Source organism: Marihabitans asiaticum, assembly GCF_007828725.1.
In the GTDB taxonomy this organism is placed as follows: domain Bacteria; phylum Actinomycetota; class Actinomycetes; order Actinomycetales; family Dermatophilaceae; genus Marihabitans; species Marihabitans asiaticum.
Map to the genome: position 1 here is coordinate 467701 of NZ_VIUW01000003.1, position 15014 is coordinate 482714.

Annotated in this window: 10 protein-coding genes; 4 read left to right on the plus strand and 6 right to left on the minus strand. The window is 72.0% G+C overall.

Annotation, left to right across the window (positions count from 1 at the left end; all coding sequences use genetic code 11):
• Nucleotides 1-3: 3 nt before the first annotated feature.
• Complete coding sequence (locus tag FB557_RS10340; protein ID WP_144857516.1) at nucleotides 4-1602, minus strand: maleylacetate reductase; 1599 nt, start codon at nucleotides 1600-1602, stop codon at nucleotides 4-6.
• Between the two features lie 276 nt (nucleotides 1603-1878).
• Here FB557_RS10340 and aspS point away from each other — a divergent pair, with 276 nt between their 5' ends.
• Nucleotides 1879-3678, plus strand: a complete 1800-nt coding sequence (gene aspS, locus FB557_RS10345) for an aspartate--tRNA ligase (RefSeq protein ID WP_144857517.1) — start codon at nucleotides 1879-1881, stop codon at nucleotides 3676-3678.
• Here the strand turns inward: aspS and FB557_RS10350 are convergent.
• Nucleotides 3669-4280 (minus strand): maleylpyruvate isomerase family mycothiol-dependent enzyme, encoded by a 612-nt coding sequence (locus tag FB557_RS10350; RefSeq protein ID WP_144857518.1) that lies wholly within the window; start codon nucleotides 4278-4280, stop codon nucleotides 3669-3671. The two genes, aspS and FB557_RS10350, sit on opposite strands and share 10 nt — an antisense overlap.
• Nucleotides 4267-5613: a cyclic 2,3-diphosphoglycerate synthase gene (locus tag FB557_RS10355; RefSeq protein ID WP_170236260.1), complete on the minus strand. Its 1347-nt coding sequence runs from the start codon at nucleotides 5611-5613 to the stop codon at nucleotides 4267-4269. Before FB557_RS10355 ends, FB557_RS10350 begins: the two co-directional genes overlap by 14 nt.
• A gap of 130 nt (nucleotides 5614-5743) precedes the next feature.
• Between FB557_RS10355 and FB557_RS10360 the strand changes: the two genes are divergently transcribed.
• On the plus strand, nucleotides 5744-6661 hold the full coding sequence (locus FB557_RS10360) for a carbamate kinase (RefSeq protein WP_144857520.1): 918 nt from the start codon (nucleotides 5744-5746) through the stop codon (nucleotides 6659-6661).
• Nucleotides 6662-6663: 2 nt separating this feature from the next.
• Here FB557_RS10360 and FB557_RS10365 read toward each other — a convergent pair whose 3' ends face one another.
• The 3 genes from FB557_RS10365 to FB557_RS10375 form a co-directional block, all read right to left on the minus strand.
• The gene (locus FB557_RS10365) at nucleotides 6664-7698 is read right to left on the minus strand and encodes an NAD(P)-dependent alcohol dehydrogenase (protein ID WP_144857521.1); all 1035 of its coding nucleotides are present in this window, start codon (nucleotides 7696-7698) and stop codon (nucleotides 6664-6666) included.
• 94 nt (nucleotides 7699-7792) lie between these two features.
• Complete coding sequence (locus FB557_RS10370; RefSeq protein WP_170236261.1) at nucleotides 7793-8551, minus strand: GNAT family N-acetyltransferase; 759 nt, start codon at nucleotides 8549-8551, stop codon at nucleotides 7793-7795.
• Nucleotides 8548-10767, minus strand: coding sequence for an MMPL family transporter (locus FB557_RS10375; RefSeq protein WP_246074694.1), 2220 nt, complete (start codon nucleotides 10765-10767; stop codon nucleotides 8548-8550). Before FB557_RS10375 ends, FB557_RS10370 begins: the two co-directional genes overlap by 4 nt.
• 19 nt (nucleotides 10768-10786) lie before the next feature.
• Between FB557_RS10375 and FB557_RS10380 the strand changes: the two genes are divergently transcribed.
• Nucleotides 10787-12193 carry a replication-associated recombination protein A gene (locus tag FB557_RS10380; protein WP_246074696.1) on the plus strand — a complete coding sequence of 469 codons (1407 nt, stop codon included), beginning with the start codon at nucleotides 10787-10789 and terminating at the stop codon, nucleotides 12191-12193.
• A gap of 131 nt (nucleotides 12194-12324) precedes the next feature.
• The gene (alaS, locus tag FB557_RS10385) at nucleotides 12325-15012 is read left to right on the plus strand and encodes an alanine--tRNA ligase (RefSeq protein WP_144857523.1); all 2688 of its coding nucleotides are present in this window, start codon (nucleotides 12325-12327) and stop codon (nucleotides 15010-15012) included.
• The last annotated feature ends 2 nt before the right edge of the window (nucleotides 15013-15014 follow it).

The following is a 15014-nucleotide window of genomic DNA, read 5'->3' on the forward strand; positions in this document are numbered from 1 at the left end:
CGGCTACTGGTAGGAGACGAACCTCGGCTTGGGGTCGACCTCGGTCATCGTCCGCTGCGGGGTGAAGGTCGGCTTGTCCTCGTCGATGAAGTTCTTCCAGCCGAGCAGCACCCCATCGGGCAGGTCGGCCTTGATCGCGCCCCAGGTGCCCTGCTTCAGGTCCGGGGTGCCGTGCCCGTCGGCGTGGATGACGGTGACGATCTCGGGCAGGTCCGTGCGCAGCTGGTCGCGGTCGCGCAGCATCTGCAGCTGGAACTGGTGGAGCATGAAGACCTTCTGCGGCAGGCCCTTGGAGCGGGTCAGCTCGGCCAGCCAGGCGGCGGTCTCGTTGACCTCCTCGATCTCGACGTGGCCGATCTGCTCCATGTGCCGCTGGCCCGGCTCGAGTCGCCACTCCGGGTCCAGCGCCAGCCCGACGTGCGGCTCGGCGAGGAGCTCCTCGTAGATCTTGGCCTGGGTGACGAAGTCGGTGTAGCCGGGCTGGAGGTCGAGCAGCACGTAGACCCCCGCCTCCTTGGCGGCGTCGACCCACGGCCGGTACATCTGCGGATCGCCCTCGGTGGAGTAGTTGCCATCCTCGCCGGCGGCCGAGTCGGCGATGGTGACGATCACCTCGAAGGCGGGCATGAACTGGCTGTCGTCGATCGAGGCATAGTCGCCGACCAGACCCTTGACCCGCTCGATCGAGGTGTCGAGGTCCTGCTCGCCGAGAAGCCCCAGCCCGGCCACCCCGGGGTGACCGTAGAGGGCGATCATCCGGCGCTCGCCGCCCAGGGGCAGGATGCCTCCGGTCGGCAGGGTCTGCGCCGCTGCGGCCATGGTGGCTGCCCCGGCAAGCGCGTCGCCGGTGAGGGTGTCGCTGTCGCCGACCGCGACGAGCGAGGTCTCCCGCTCGGCGCGCAGCGCCTCGACGGCCTCGTCCTCGCGCGGGTCGCTCGCCTGCACCACGGTGGTGCCCTCCCCAGCACCGAGGACCGCGCGCACCGTCGCCACCGCCGCGCCGAAGGCTGCCTCGTCGGGCGTGGTCACGACGACCCGCCGGGTGTCGTCCCGCTCGACCTCGGGCAGCGAGTCGACCTGCTCCAGCGCGCTCACCGCCTCGCTCCACGCGCTCTCGCCCGAGGCGGAGCTGCTGGCCGAGCCGCTCGAGGTCTCGCTGGTGGTCTCGCTGGATCCGGCCGTCGTGGCCGGGAAGAGCCGAACCCGCTCGACGCCCAGCCGCTCCAGCTCGCCGCCCAGGTCGGGGGAGTCGACGAAGCACGGCACGCCGGCGGCGACGGCTGCCTCCCCGGCTTCGGTGAGCACCTCGTCGGCCGCGTCCGGGCCGACGACGACGGCTGCGGGGGAGGAGGCGATCAGGGCCGCGGAGACCGCGACCGCGGCGGCTGCCGGATCTCCCGGGGCGGTGACCGGCCAGCTGATCTCTTCCGACGGCTGCGCCCCGTCGGTGGACGTGTCGTCGCCGACGAATGGGATGTCCGGCCCGTCGGACCCGTCGCTGCACGCCGCGGCGACCCCGACGATCCCGGCCGAGCCGAGGAGCAGGGCGGCACGTCGGGTCAGGGCTGGCTGGTCAGGGCGGCGGGCGTTGGTGCTGGTCACGGTCACGACGGTAGCTGCCGGACAACACGTTTCCGCGCACATCCCCCTTCGCCCTATCATCGTGTCCGTCCGGTGGTGGCGGCGTGACGACCCGCCCGATGACCTCATCAGCCGCCAGGCCGTTCGCCCGACGCGACCGGGCACGAAAGGCCGAGGATCTCTCGGCGAAGGTGTGGTGGCACCGCGACCTGGCCCCCGCCCGCACCTGACTGGGCTCGCCGCTCCTCGGCAGCCGCTCTCGTGGTCTGCCGCGGACCTGACCCGAGAGGATCCCTCATGCTTCGTAGCCACGAGGCCGGCACCCTGCGCGCCGAGCACGCCGGTACCACCGTCACCCTCACCGGATGGGTGGGCCGCCGCCGTGACCATGGCGGTGTCGCCTTCATCGACCTGCGCGACGCCAGCGGGCACGTCCAGGTCGTCGCCCGCGACGAGGTGCTCACCGGGGCCGCCCACGACCTGCGCAGCGAGTTCTGCATCAAGGTGGTCGGTGAGGTGACCCCGCGCGAGGCCAAGGACGTCAACCCGAGCATCCCCACCGGCGAGATCGACGTCGTGGCCAGCGAGATCGAGGTGCTCTCGACCAGTGACCCGCTGCCCTTCCAGATCGACGAGCGCGTCACCGTCGGCGAGGAGGCGCGCCTGAAGCACCGCTACCTCGACCTGCGCCGCCCCGGCGCGCACAGCGCCGGCGCCGGCCTGCGGCTGCGCAGCAAGGTCAGCGCCGCCGCCCGACGGGTGCTCGAGGCGCGCGACTTCGTCGAGATCGAGACCCCGACCCTCACCCGGTCGACGCCCGAAGGGGCCCGCGACTTCCTCGTCCCCGCCCGGCTGTCTCCGGGGGCGTGGTACGCGCTGCCGCAGAGCCCCCAGCTCTTCAAGCAGCTGCTCATGGTCGCCGGGATGGAGCGCTACTACCAGATCGCGCGCTGCTACCGCGACGAGGACTTCCGCGCGGACCGGCAGCCGGAGTTCACCCAGCTCGACATCGAGATGTCCTTCGTCACCGAGGACGACATCATCGAGCTCACCGAGGCGCTGCTGGCCGAGATCTGGAAGGTCATCGGCGTCGAGCTGACCACGCCGTTCCCGCGGATGACGTACCACGACGCGATGACGCGCTTCGGCAGCGACAAGCCGGACCTGCGCTTCGGGGTCGAGCTCGTCGAGTGCACCGACTACTTCGCGGGCACCCCGTTCCGGGTCTTCCAGGCCGAGTACGTCGGCGCGGTCGTCATGCCGGGTGGCGGCAGCCAACCGCGGCGCCAGTTCGACGCCTGGCAGGAGTGGGCCAAGCAGCGCGGGGCGAAGGGCCTGGCCTACGTCACCGTCGGCGAGGACGGCGAGCTGGGTGGCCCGGTCGCGAAGAACATCTCCGAGGAGGAGAAGGCCGGCCTCGCCGCGCACGTCGGCGCCGAGCCGGGCGACTGCATCTTCTTCGCCGCAGGTGCGCCCAAGGCCAGCCGGGCTCTGCTCGGCGCGGCGCGGGTCGAGATCGGCAAGCGCTGCGACCTCGTCGACGAGTCGCAGTGGGCCTTCGTCTGGGTCAAGGACGCCCCGCTCTTCGAGCCGGCGTCCGACGCCGTCGCGGCCGGCGACGTCGCGGTCGGCGGGGGTGCGTGGACCGCGGTCCACCACGCCTTCACCTCGCCGAAGAACGAGTACCTCGACACCTTCGACGAGCGACCGGGCGAGGCCCTCGCCTACGCCTACGACATCGTCCTCAACGGCAACGAGCTGGGCGGCGGGTCGATCCGTATCCACCGCCGCGACGTCCAGGAGCGGGTCTTCAAGGTCATGGGCCTCTCGGAGGAGCAGGCGCAGGAGAAGTTCGGCTTCCTCCTCGACGCCTTCAAGTTCGGCGCGCCCCCGCACGGCGGCATTGCCCTGGGCTGGGACCGCCTCGTCATGCTCCTCCTCGGCGCCGACTCGATCCGCGACGTCATCGCCTTCCCGAAGTCCGGAGGGGGCTACGACCCGCTCACCGACGCCCCCGCGCCGATCACCCCGGAGCAGCGCAAGGAGGCCGGGATTGACGCACAGCCCGAGCCGAAGGGTGAGGCCGTTCAGGGCTGAGCGAGGTCTTCCACCTCGACCCGAGCGATGTTCGTCCGTCCGTAGACCCACAGGACGACCTCGCCGGGTGGCCCGGTCACGCGCTGACGGGGACGGCCACGGGTGACCGCCTGGGACCGTCCGTCTGGCGTGGCCAGGACGAGGCCCGGGGGCCGCCGACGGAGGATCCGCGCAGCCTGCCCGGCGCGGACCCACAAGGCCTCGTCGAGGGCGGCGCCGAGCGGCGGCCGGGTGATTCCCGCAGGTCGGGCGACGTCCTGCCCGTGGACGTAGTACTCGCCGAGCGAGTGCAGGTAGCGGTTGAACCGGTCGTCGGGCATGCACGCGAAGCCCGGTGGGGTGGCGCGCAGTCGGTCGACGAGCTCCTCGTAGCGCAAGGTCTCCTTGAGACGGGCGACGCGTCGGCGAGAGCCCGGACCGACCCACCACCTCGGGTCACGCTGCTTGAGCGACCAGAGATGGGCGGCCAGGTCGTGCGCGGTCCAGCCCTCGCACGCCGTCGGGCTGTCCGGTGCGACCCGAGCCAGCGTCTCGCAGCAACGCAGGTGCTCGGCGGCCTGCAGCTCCTCGGTTCCGGTGAGCGCCGATCTACGCGAGAGCACGGCGCACCGCTGCCTCGAGCTGGCCCGGCTCGCGCTCGCGCAGCTCGTAGCGGGCGCGGGTCAGCGGCTTGTCGACCGAGAGCACGCGCGTGATGTCGATCGGGGTCCCCGAGACCACGGCGTCGCACGGCACCGCCGCGATCGTCGCCTCGAGGTCACGGACCTGCTCCGCGCCGTACCCCATCGCCGGGAGGATGCCTCGCGCGTTGGGGTACGCCGCGTAGGTGTCCGCGATCGAGCCGACGGCGAAGGGGGTGGGGTCGACGATCTCGGTGGCGCCCGCCCCCTTCGCGCCGACAACGCCCGCGCCGAAGGACATCGACCCGTGGGTCAGGGTCGGGCCGTCCTCGACGACGACGACCCGTCGGCCCTCGACGACGGTCGGGTCCTCGACGGTGACCGGGGAGTCGACGAGGACGATCTCGGCGTCGGGGGCGAGCGCACGGACGGAGGCCTCGACGGCCGAGACGTCGTCGGGGGATGCGCTGTCGCACTTGGCGATGACGACGACGTCGGACATCCGGACGTTCGCCTCGCCCGGGTGGTACCGGGCTTCGTCGCCGGGGCGAAGGGGGTCGGCCAGCGTGATCATGAGGTCCGGTCGGTAGAAGGGCAGGTCGTTGTTGCCGCCGTCCCAGAGGATGACGTCGGCCTCCCGCTCGGCCTGCCGCAGGATCGCCTCGTAGTCCACGCCGGCGTAGATGACCAGCCCGGCGTCGATGTGTGGCTCGTACTCCTCGCGCTCCTCGATAGTGCACTCGTGCCGGTCGAGGTCCTCGTACGTGGCGAAGCGTTGGACCGCCTGCTTCGCCAGGTCGCCGTACGGCATCGGGTGCCGGACCGAGACGACGCGCCTGCCCATGCCGACGAGGATCCGCGCGAGGTACCGGCTCGTCTGGGACTTGCCCACGCCGGTGCGCACTGCGCAGACGGCGATGATCGGCACCGAGCTCTCGAGCATGGTCGACCGGGCGCCCATGAGGGTGAAGTCCGCACCTGCGGCGATGCACCGTGACGCCAGGTGCATGACCGTCTCGTGCTTGAGGTCGGAGTAGGCGAGGACCACGACGTCGATCGCCTCGTCGCGGACGAGGTCCTCCAGGCCCTCCTCAGCGACGATCGCGATGCCGTCCGGGTAGAGCGCTCCGGCGAGCTCCGCCGGGTACCGCCGACCGTCGATGTCCGGGATCTGCGTCGCGGTGAATGCCACGACCTCGCTCTCGGGGTCGTCGCGGAAGGCGACGTTGAAGTTGTGGAAGTCGCGGCCGGCGGCTCCGAGGATGACCACCCGGCGACGGACCGGAGGGGGTGTGGTGGGGGTCTGGACTGTCATCGCGCTCTCCACGGCTGAGGTCGACCGCGGTGACCGACACGCCCTTCGCGCGGGCAGTCCTGGCTGCGGGACCCGCCACTGCCATCGTATCGAGGGACGGCGCAGCCTCCGGTGTGCCACCGTGTGAGCTATGAGACTCGTCGTCGCGCTCGGGGGCAATGCGCTGCTGCGTCGCGGGGAGCGTCCAGAGGCGCGGGTGCAGCAGGAGCACGTCGCGGAGGCCGTCGCTGCCCTGGCGCCGCTCGCGCACCAGCATGAGCTGGTCGTCACCCACGGCAACGGGCCGCAGGTCGGCCTGCTCGCCGCGCAGAGCAGCGCCGATCCGAGTCTTGAGCGGCCGTACCCGCTTGACGTCATCGGCGCCCAGACCCAGGGGATGATCGGTTACTGGATCACGCAGGCGCTGCGCAGCGAGCTGCCCGGGCGAGGTGTCTTCGGCCTGCTCGACCAGACGCTCGTCGCGCCGGACGACCCTGCGCTGCAGCGTCCGACGAAGCCGGTCGGCCCGGTCCTCCCCGAGGTGGCTGCCAGCGCCGCCCGGAACCGCTACGGCTGGGACCTCGAACGCGAGGGCGACGGCTGGCGACGGGTCGTCCCTTCGCCGGAGCCGCTCGAGGTCCTCGAGACACGCGAGATCGAGACGTTGCTCGTCACCGGGGCGGTCGTCGTCTGCGGTGGAGGCGGTGGCGTCCCGGTGACGCGGGGGGAAGGGGGGCGGCTGCGCGGCGTGGAGGCCGTCGTCGACAAGGACCTCACCTCGGGCCTCCTCGCCGAGCGCATCGGGGCGGACGTCCTGCTCCTGCTCACCGACGTGGCGGGAGTCATCGCCGACCGGGGCACCCGGGAGCCCTCGCTCGTGCGCCGTCTGCGCCGTGCGGACGTGCGCGACCTCGACCTCCCCCCGGGGTCGATGGGGCCGAAGGTCGAGGCAGCGCTCCGGTTCGTCGAGCGGACCGGTGGACGTGCCGTCGTCGGCGACATCACCGGCGTCGCCGATCTCGTGGCCGGGTTGACGGGCACCGAGGTGCTCGCCGAGGGCGGTTCCTGAGGTCAGGGGACGATGACGGCGCGGCCGCGAAGAGTCCGGGCGTGCATCCGCTCGTAGGCGCTCGGGGCCTCGTCGAGGCTGAAGGTCTCGGTCTCGACGTGGATGGCGCCGCTCTGGGCCAGCGCGACGACCTCGTGGAGCTCGGGGATGGTCCCCCAGTACGGCGAGCGGACCGACGTCTCCCACGGCGTGGTGAAGAAGCCGACGGAGACAGCGCCATCGCCCACACCGACGATGACGATGTCGGACTGGAAGTGCACCATCTGCGCCGCGAGAGCGGTCGTGGCCTGGACCCCGACGAAGTCGAAGACAGCGGTGGCGCCCCGTCCTCCGGTCAGCTCCCGGACGGCGTCGACGGCGCTCTCGTCGGAGGTCAGGGCGTGGTCGGCGCCTACCTCGCGCGCGAAGGCGAGCTTGTCCTCACCGACGTCGAGGGCGACGACCCGGCAGGACGAGAGGGCCTTGAGGATCTGGATGCCCATGTGCCCGAGGCCGCCCGCGCCGATGACGACGGCGGTGGAGCCGGGGACGAGCTTGGGCAGCGACGGCTTGATCGCGTGGTAGGGCGTGAGGCCGGCGTCCGTCAGGGGCACGGCGCTGACGGGGTCGAGGTCGCCGATGGGCACGAGGTGCCGGGAGCGGTCGACGATCATGTACTCGGCCATCGCTCCCGGTGCCCCGAGACCTGGGGGCATGATCCCGCGCTTCGCAGCGACCTCGCAGTACTGCTCGGCGCCGGTGAGGCACGTGCGGCACGAGCCGCACCCCCACGGGCCGTAGACCGCGACCGCCGTGCCCACCTCGAGCTCCGTGACGCCCTCGCCGAGCGCGGCGACGACGCCCGCCCCTTCGTGGCCGAGGGTGAGCGGCAGGCCGTAGGCGTACTGATCCTCCGGCAGGCTCATGACGAACTCGTCGGAGTGGCAGGCACCGGCGGCGGTGACCTTGAGCAGGACCTCGCCGGGGCCGGGCTCGGGAGTGGGGATCTCGACGACCTCCGGCGGACGTCCGATCGACGTGTACTGCAGTGCTCTCATGGCATCTCCTCGACGGTGAGCGCGGCGCACGATCTGCGTCTCTGCACCTCCATCCTGGCACCACGACCGGGTCGGCGGACCCGGACTGTGGGACTCAGCGAAGGGGCCCGCTGCGCCACTCCACGGCCTGGTCGAAGCCCATGTCCCGGTACAGCCGGGCGGCGACGACGTTGTCGCTGTAGTGCTCGATGGTGCACATCGACGACTCGTCGAGGGCGTGACGGGTCAGCGCTGCCGTCACCGAGCGACCGATGCCCTCGCCGCGACGTGCGCTCGCCGTGGCGATGCCGGTGAGCTTCGGGTAGCCACCGAGCGACCAGTCGCGGCAGCCGACCCCGAGGAGCTGCCCTCGGGGGTCCCGCACGCCGAGCCACAGCTGTCCGGGCCAGGCGAAGGGGCGGCCGTCGGAGCGGGGGCTGTGCTTGGCGAGGAACGAGGTGATCTCCTCGCGGCAGGTCTCGTTGAGGTCCTCGACCGCGCGGGCCGGGGGAGCGGGCGGCCTGGTCGTCACGAGCCACTCCCAGTCGGTGTACGCCGCCGGATCGGTGCCCAGCGCCGTGATGACTTCGGGTGCGTGAGGCCGCGTGATCGTCGCGCCGCTCGCCCCGTGATCATCGAGCCAGCGCGCGGTCGGCGGGTCGGTGAGCAGCGAGACGATCGTCGCGGCGTCGTCGCCGAGGAGGTCCACGGGCGTGCCGTGCGTGCGGGTCGGACGCAAGACGAGGGCTGCCCAGCCCGTCCGCGACCGCAGACCCACGCTGCGCGTCGACGACGCATCGACCTCGCACTCGATGACCGGGTGGCCTCCGGCGAGGGCGAGGAGGTCCCCCTTCGTCAGGGCTGCGACGGTCACTCGGTGATGCCGTAACGCGCGTGCAGGCTCTTCATCCACCGCGGAGCCCACCAGTTCCACTCGCCGAGCACGGTCATCGTCGCGGGCACGAGGAGCATCCGCACGAGCGTGGCGTCGAGGACGATCGCGAGCACGAGCGCGACGCCGGTCTCCTTGACTGCCAGCACCTGCGCGGTGACGAAGCCGGAGAAGACGATGACCATGAGCAGCGCGGCGCTGGTGATGATCCGACCGGATCGCTGCAGCCCGAGCCGCACCGCCTCGTCGGTCGGGACTCCCCGCTCGTGCAGCTCGACGATGCGGGCGAGGAGGAAGACCTCGTAGTCCATCGACAGGCCGAAGCCGAAGGCCAGGACGAGCACGACGATCGTGGCTTCCACGGCGCCGACCGAGCTGAAGTCGAGCACGCCCTGGAGGTGCCCGTCCTGGAAGATCCACACCAGCGCGCCCAGGCTCGCCCCGAGGGAGACGACGTTCATCACCAGGGCCTTGACCGGGATGACCACCGAGCCGGTCATGAGGAAGAGCAGGGCGAAGGTCGCGAGGATGACCAGGGCGAGGGCGAAGGGGGCCCGTTGCAGCGTGCTCGAGGTGAAGTCGCGCAGGCTCGAGGCCTGTCCACCGATGGCGGCGTCGAAGGGAGGGCGGTCGGCGTGCAGGGCGGCGACCAGGTCGCGGCTGCGCTCGCCGAGCGGGTCGACCTCGCCGGTGCGCAGGCCGAGGACCTGCACCGCATCACCGGCGTCGGTCGTGCCGATCTGCTCGACCTGACCCACCTGCTCCACCCCGGGCAGCTGCGGCGCCTCCTGCTCGGCCCATCGCTGCACCTGCTCCGTCGGGGCGGTGGTGACGATGCTCACCTGAGGGCTGGAGAGGGCCGGGAAGTCCTCGGCGAGGGTCTCGATGAACTGACGTTCCGGCGCGCTCGTCGGGAGCAGCTCGGCGCCGGATGAGGTCGTGCGCAGCTGCAGGCTCGGCAGGGCGAGGGTGACCAGGACGGCGAGGACGGCGGTGATGACCAGCCACGGGGCACGTTGCACCCAGGCGGCGAGCCGGCTGAAGATGCCCTCGTCGCCGCTGGTCTCGGTGCCCTTGCGCAGCGGGCGGCGGGCGCCGAGCGCGCAGAGCGCCGGGATGAGGCTGGTCGCGACGAGCAGGGCGAGGACGACGACGCTCATCCCCGCAGCCCCGCTGGCCCGCATGAAGACGGTGGGGAAGAAGAGGAGCCCGGCCATCGAGATCGCCACGGTCACCGCGGAGAAGATCACGGTGCGACCGGCGCGGTCCAGGGTGCGTCCGGTGGCGGCGACCACCTGCTCGTGGGTCACCGCGCCCGGCCCGCCGTCGCCGCCGGCGCGCAGCTCCTCCCGGAAGCGGCTGACGACGAGCAGGCCGTAGTCGATGCACAACCCGAGTCCGAGGACGGTGACGATGTTGACCACGGTCGCATCGAGGTCGATGAGGTGGGAGAAGCCGAGCAGCGCCGCGAGCGCACCCCCGATCGAGGCGATCGCCCCGAGGATCGGCAGCCCGGCGGCGAGGAACCCGCCGAAGACGAGGACCATGACGACGAAGGAGATCGGCAACGCGATCCCCTCGCCGCGCTTCATGTCCGTCGACACCTGCCCGACGATCGCGTCGACGAGGTCCTTGACGCTGCCGGTGCTCGAGCTGCTCGCCTCAGAGGCCTCGGCGAGCTCGCCCAGACCGTCGGCGACCCGCGCGCGTGCCTGCTCCAGCTCGCCCGCGGTCAGGCTCGACTCGTAGCCGACGACGGTGACGACGTCGCTGGCCTGGCCCTCGCCGGGTCGGACGAAGGGGGCGGCCCGGGCGTCCGAGGGACCGTCGGGGAAGAGCAGGGGGTGGGCGACCTGAGCGACCCCGTCGACGTCGTTCAGATCGGCGAGCGCCTCCAGCGCGGCGGCCTGGGCCTGGGCGTCGGTGAGGTCGACGCCGCGCATGATCATCGTGTCGTCGGCGTAGCCGCCCCCGCCGGCCGCCTCGACGAGATCTCGGGCGTCGCGGGCGTCGCCCGGTGAGCTGATCTCGCCGCTGCCGAGCCGGTCGAAGAGCGGCTCGTTGCCCACTGCCCCGAGCGCGAGGGCGAAGCTCATGGCGACGAGCACCGCCCAGGCGGCCACGACCCGCCACGGGTGCTCTCCGACGACCTCGCCCCAGCGCCGCAGCAGCGAAGGGCGGGCGGGGGTGTCGGTCACGCGGGCTAGCCTGCCACTCGTGGCTGACGACGATCTCTTCGGTGCGGGCGCGGGTGAGCAGAGCGGCGGCGACGCGCACACCGCCCCGCTCGCGGTGCGGATGCGCCCGCGCACCTTGGACGAGGTCCGGGGCCAGGGGGAGGTGCTGCGGCCCGGTAGCCCGATGCGCCGCCTCGTCGAGGGCGCGAAGGGAGCGGCCGGCCCGGTGTCGGCGATCATCTGGGGTCCTCCGGGGACCGGCAAGACCACCCTGGCTCACCTCGTCGCGACCGCGGCGGACCGCGACTTCGTCGAGCTGTCGGCGGTGACCGCCGGGGTCAAGGACGTGCGCAAGGTGCTGGAGGATGCGGCGACCGCGCGCTCGCTCTACGGCCGCTCGACGGTCCTCTTCCTCGACGAGATCCACCGCTTCACCAAGGCCCAGCAGGACGCGCTGCTGCCGGGGGTGGAGAACAGGGACGTCGTCCTCGTCGCGGCGACGACGGAGAACCCCTCCTTCTCGGTCATCGCTCCGCTGCTCTCCCGCTCGATCCTCGTGACCTTGGAGTCGCTGGCTCGTGACGACGTCGCCGAGGTCGTCACGGCGGCGGTATCCGACGAGCGCGGCCTGGACGGACGCTTCGCGCTCGCCGAGGACGCCCGCGATCACCTCGTCGCGATCGCCGGCGGCGACGCCCGGCGTGCACTGACCAGCCTCGAGGCGGCGGCCGGGGTGGCCCAGGACGATGCCGGGGTGGTGCTCGACCCCGACGCGGTGCTGCCGATCACCCTCGCCCACGTCGAGCAGGCGGTGGCCCGTGCGGCGGTGCGCTACGACCGGACCGGCGACCAGCACTACGACGTCGCCTCGGCCTTCATCAAGTCGATGCGCGGCTCCGACGTCGACGCGGCATTGCACTACCTCGCCCGCCAGCTCGAAGCGGGGGAGGACCCGCGCTTCATCGCCCGGCGGGTGGTCATCGCCGCCTCCGAGGACGTCGGCCTGGGCGACCCGACGGCGCTGCAGACCGCGGTCGCCGCGATGCACGCCGTCGCCCAGATCGGGATGCCCGAGGCGCGGATCATCCTCGCCCAGGCGGTCGTGCACAACGCGCTCGCGCCGAAGTCCAACGCCGCCTACACCGGGATCAACGAGGCCGTCGCCGACGTGCGCGCCGGCAAGGTCGGGGCGGTCCCGGCGCACCTGCGGGGGAGCGGCTACACCCAGGCGTCGGATCGCGCGGCCGGCGCGTCGGGCGGGTCGAAGGTGCAGGGATATGTCTACTCCCACGACGAGGCCGACGGGGTCGCCGCGCAGCAGTACCTGCCCGACGAGCTGGACCGCGAGCTCGCCGACCGCTCCTACTACCGACCCACCGACCGGGGCTTCGAGTCCCGGCTGCAGGAGCGGTGGTCCTGGCTGAGAAGCCGGCTGCGCGCGCGCTGAGGGTGTCCAGCCCACCGAGATGTGAGGTGAGCTCTGCCCCCTTCGCCCCGTAAGATCCGGCGCAGGCCCGGACCGGGCCGACCCGACCGAGCCCGTCGGTCAGGGACCCGAGCAAGGACTGACGACACTCTATGGAGACTGCCGAGATCCGGCGCCGCTGGCTGACCTTCTTCGAGGGCAAGGGCCACGCGGTGATCCCCTCTGCCCCGCTGATCCACGAAGACCCCAACCTGCTCTTCGTCAACGCCGGCATGGTCCCCTTCAAGCCGTACTTCCTCGGGCAGGAGAGCGCCCCGTGGGACCGGGCGACGAGCGTGCAGAAGTGCGTGCGCACCGGTGACATCGACGAGGTCGGCAAGACCTCGCGGCACGGCACGTTCTTCCAGATGAACGGCAACTTCTCCTTCGGCGACTACTTCAAGCGCGACGCGATCGCCTTCGCCTGGGAGCTGCTCACCAGCGATCAGGCAGATGGCGGCTACGGCCTGGACCCCGACCGTCTCTGGGCGACGGTCTACGAGGACGACGACGAGGCCGAGCGGCTGTGGCAGGAGGTCACCCCGCTGCCCGCGGAGCGGATCGTGCGCCGCGGCAAGAAGGACAACTACTGGCACATGGGCGTGCCGGGTCCGGGCGGTCCGTGCAGCGAGATCTTCTACGACCGCGGCCCGGAGTACGGCCAGGAGGGCGGGCCGGAGGTCGACGAGGACCGCTACATGGAGGTGTGGAACCTCGTCTTCATGCAGTACGACCTCTCGGCGGTCCGGGCGAAGGACGACTTCGACGTGGCCGGTGAGCTGCCCGCGCAGAGCGTCGACACCGGCATGGGCCTGGAGCGCATCGCGAGCATCCTGCAGGGCGTCGACAACATGTACGAGATCGACGAGGTCTACCCCGTCCTCGCCAAGGCCGCCGAGATGACCGGCAAGACCTACGGCGCGACCGGGGCCAAGACCGCCGGGGAGTCCCACCCGGACGACGTGCGCCTGCGGGTGGTCGCCGACCACGTCCGTAGCTCCCTCATGCTCATCGGTGACGGCGTCACCCCCGGCAACGAGGGACGCGGCTACGTGCTGCGGCGGATGCTGCGCCGCGCGGTGCGCTCGATGCGTCTCCTCGGCTACGAGGACCCCGCGCTACCCGAGCTGCTGCCGGTGTCGATGGAGAAGATGAGCGCGAGCTACCCCGAGCTGCGTGACGGTTTCGAGCGGATCGCGCAGATCGCCTACGCCGAGGAGCAGGCCTTCCGGCGCACCCTCGCCTCTGGCACCCAGATCCTCGACACCGCGGTCGTGCTGACCAAGGAGTCCGGGGGAGAGCAGCTGTCCGGCAGCGACGCCTTCAAGCTGCACGACACCTACGGCTTCCCGATCGACCTCACCCTGGAGATGGCCGCCGAGCAGGGGCTGGCGGTGGATCGCGAGGGCTTCGTCGCGCTCATGGAGGAGCAGCGCCAGCGCGCGAAGGCCGACGCGAAGGCCAAGAAGGGAGGCCACGCCAACACCGAGGTCTTCAAGGAGCTGCGCTCCGCCGGGGCGACCGACTGGCGGGCGTACACCGAGCTGACCACCGAGGCGACCGTCGTGGGCCTGGTGAGCCAGGGCCGCCGGGTCGAGGAGATCGCGCCGGGGGAGTCCGGTCAGGTGGTCCTCGACCGCACGCCCTTCTATGCCGAGTCCGGCGGTCAGATCGCCGACGCCGGGGTGATCAGCGGGGACGGGACCCACCTCGTCGTCAAGGACGTGCAGCGACCGGTCAAGGGCCTCGTCGCGCACACGGTCGAGGTCGTCACCGGACCGGTCCGGGTCGGGACCCCCGTGCTCGCCGAGGTCGACCCGCAGTGGCGGATCGACGCCTGCCAGGCCCACTCGGGCACCCACGTCGTGCACGCCGCCCTGCGGCAGGTGCTCGGCCCGTCGGCCCTGCAGTCCGGCTCGTACAACAAGCCGGGCTACCTGCGCCTGGACTTCGCGTGGAACCAGGGCCTGTCCGCGGACGCCCGCGCCGAGATCGAGCACGTGGCCAACCTCGCGGTGCGCGACGACCTGCCCGTCTCGGCCGCCTACATGACCCTGCCCGAGGCGCGCGAGCAGGGCGCGCTCGCCCTCTTCGGCGAGACCTACGACGAGCAGGTCCGGGTCGTCGAGATCGGCGGGCCGTGGTCGCGTGAGCTGTGCGGAGGGACGCACGTGCGGCGCTCCAGCCAGATCGGGGCGCTCACCCTCACCGGCGAGTCCTCGGTCGGCTCCGGGGTGCGCCGGCTCGAAGCCTTCGTCGGGATGAACGCCCTGTCCTACCTCGCGACCGAGCGCGCTCTGCTCGCCCAGCTCTCCGAGATCGTCAAGGCGCCCGGACCGCAGCTGCCCGAGCGGGTCAGCGAGCTGGTCGCTCGGCTGCGTGACACCGAACGACAGCTCGACGCCCTGCGCAAGGAGCAGGTCGCCGCGGCGGCTGGCTCGCTGACCGACCAAGGCGAGGACGTCGGCGGGATCACCCTCGTCGCGACCCATGTCGCCGGCGGCTCCGCCGCCGACGTCCGCCAGATGGTGCTGGACACCCGCGGCAAGCTCGGCGAGGACCGTCCGGTCGTCGTCGCGCTGACCGGCGACGGTGGCGCGAAGCCGGTCGTCGTCATCGCCACCAACCAGGCCGCGCGGGAGCGCGGGGTCAAGGCGGGGGCGCTGGTGCGCGTGGCGGCCCAGACCCTCGGCGGAGGTGGCGGCGGCAAGGACGACCTCGCCCAGGGCGGAGGTGCGGACGCGAGCAAGGTCGACGACGCGCTCGCGGCCGTGCGGCGAGAGCTGGGGGCGAGCTCCTGAGC

What these genes read in the sequence shown, in the direction of transcription:
- aspS (WP_144857517.1), top strand. Translation starts at nt 1,879, where the DNA reads ATGCTTCGTAGCCACGAGGCCGGCACCCTGCGCGCCGAGCACGCCGGT.
- FB557_RS10355 (WP_170236260.1), bottom strand. Translation starts at nt 5,613, where the DNA reads ATGACAGTCCAGACCCCCACCACACCCCCTCCGGTCCGTCGCCGGGTG.
- FB557_RS10360 (WP_144857520.1), top strand. Translation starts at nt 5,744, where the DNA reads ATGAGACTCGTCGTCGCGCTCGGGGGCAATGCGCTGCTGCGTCGCGGG.
- FB557_RS10365 (WP_144857521.1), bottom strand. Translation starts at nt 7,698, where the DNA reads ATGAGAGCACTGCAGTACACGTCGATCGGACGTCCGCCGGAGGTCGTC.
- alaS (WP_144857523.1), top strand. Translation starts at nt 12,325, where the DNA reads ATGGAGACTGCCGAGATCCGGCGCCGCTGGCTGACCTTCTTCGAGGGC.